Raw genomic sequence first — 1,775 nt, forward strand, 5'->3', positions numbered from 1 at the left:
TAATCCATCTTCCAGCACACCTGTCCAGGATGCGTCTGTTTCTTGCAACACAACAAAGTCTGGATCGGTCTCTGCGACTGCTTGTAACACCGTGGCGTGCTGAGTGTTTCGCGTCAATACATTTGCCGTCATCAACCGGAACGTTTGGCCAGAGACGGGCTCGGTCGGCCAAAAATACGGCAACAAACTGATCAGCAAAACGCCGCCGACCAGCAAAAAAATCCCGGCGACACGACGCCACCGAATCAGCAACAACACAAATCCCGAACTCAAGATTCCGATCGTTGCTTGAACACGCAAGTGGCTGGCCAAATCTAGCAAGAAATGCCACTTGCCAAACATTCCTGCGGTTATCGCGGCGAGCGATAGAAGTGCGATCGTGGTGAACAACAGTCCGATGCATCTTTTGAACGCAGCTGTGGGGGAGCAAACCAGCTCGCTGCGATGGTTCGTCAGGTTTATTTGTGCTGAATCAGAAGTGGTCATGGGATATTGGTTGCAGAAACAAGTCGATGGTGGCGTCGGTGATGCGGACATGTTGGCTTTGCTTCCGATGTCACCATCACGGTTACTTGTCCGAGGCCGCTGGCTTTTCCGAAACGTCATTCTCCTTGGCAAGCTGCCTGCGATAACCGACAACATAAAGTTCGCTGTCTTTTGGTGCTTTAAATTCTTTGGGGAAATCAGTACCCGACAGATCGTAACAGACACGCATTGCATTCGCGTTCTTGATTTCATAGATCGCCAGAATAGTCTTGCCTTGATTGGGACCCTCTGTGCTGATAAGCGTCATGCGGTTGGGGCTGAATGTTGTGTCGACCGTAAATGTACCGACGTCAGAATGATCTTCACCCTCAACGGTTACTTCGTAATTATTCTTTTCGATCTTCAGCGTGATTGTCTTGAGCGCGGGCGGCGGAATGAAAACACCGCTTAGAATGGCGCCCTTGGGCTTCCATGTTCCGTCAAAATCAAAATCGTTTTTTTCGGCGGTGGTTTTCGCGGGTTTTCCCTCTTGAGCTTCATCCGCGCTGCAATGGTGAATCGATGACAGGCAGAGTATCAAAAGAACGGAGTAGAATCGCATTCGGGCACCGTAGGGGAAAAACGAGAAAAGACTGTGAACCGACGATATTATCAAGCGGCTAGGCAGGAGTCATTCCCTATATTAAATGCTTCGCAGCGACGCCCCATACAGCTAACGGGATTGAACCGAATCATTCCTTCCGTATTGCTTATTCGTCGAAGTTCGACCGATCTGCGAAACAACTGCCCAAATGGTTGAGCATTGATTTTGGATAGGGTAAGTATAGACGGGCAGAGCGGCCGAGGCTGTAGCAAATCGGAATCGCGCGCAGCGACTAAGGCAGCCTAAAGCAACCATGTCCAAGTTGAGAGACTTTATGCAAATAAGGTTGGCGCAATCACAAGATCGTATCGATGTCGATCAGATTTATCGCGAGATCATTTCATCGGCGACTTGGTTGCCCAAGTCGGTCCGCAGCGGCCCCGTTTCGTTTGCCACCGATTCGGAAGGCGAGGTCGTCCACGTCGCAGTTGATGAAACCACCGGAGTCCAAGGTTTCATTTCGGTGTGGCAGCCCGAGTCCTTTGTCCATCACTTGTACGTTGCCCCTGGATTCCAACAACAAGGCTTGGGGACGATGCTTCTACAATCGCTGGACACTTGGTTGCCGCGTCCATGGCGGCTCAAGTGCACCCAAGCTAACGAAGCCGCATTCACTTTCTATACGAACGTGGCTGGAACGTTATTG

The 1,775-nt window shown here is 50.8% G+C and carries 3 protein-coding genes; 1 reads left to right on the forward strand and 2 read right to left on the reverse strand.

The window, feature by feature from the left end:
• Together RMSM_RS27445 and RMSM_RS27450 are read right to left on the reverse strand one after the other, a co-directional pair.
• Positions 1–486: hypothetical protein (locus RMSM_RS27445; RefSeq protein ID WP_040769619.1), on the reverse strand; the 486-nt coding region annotated here is incomplete at its 3' end.
• Positions 487–568: 82 nt separating this feature from the next.
• Positions 569–1,087: a TIGR03067 domain-containing protein gene (locus RMSM_RS27450; protein ID WP_144058008.1), complete on the reverse strand. Its 519-nt coding sequence runs from the start codon at positions 1,085–1,087 to the stop codon at positions 569–571.
• 328 nt (positions 1,088–1,415) lie between these two features.
• Here RMSM_RS27450 and RMSM_RS27455 point away from each other — a divergent pair.
• On the forward strand, positions 1,416–1,775 hold a 360-nt coding region (locus RMSM_RS27455), incomplete at its 3' end, for a GNAT family N-acetyltransferase (protein ID WP_052031831.1).

This window comes from Rhodopirellula maiorica SM1, assembly GCF_000346295.1.
GTDB lineage: Bacteria > Planctomycetota > Planctomycetia > Pirellulales > Pirellulaceae > Novipirellula > Novipirellula maiorica.

Coding starts and splice junctions, on each gene's coding strand:
- RMSM_RS27450 (WP_144058008.1), bottom strand. CDS start 1,087: ATGCGATTCTACTCCGTTCTTTTGATACTCTGCCTGTCATCGATTCAC.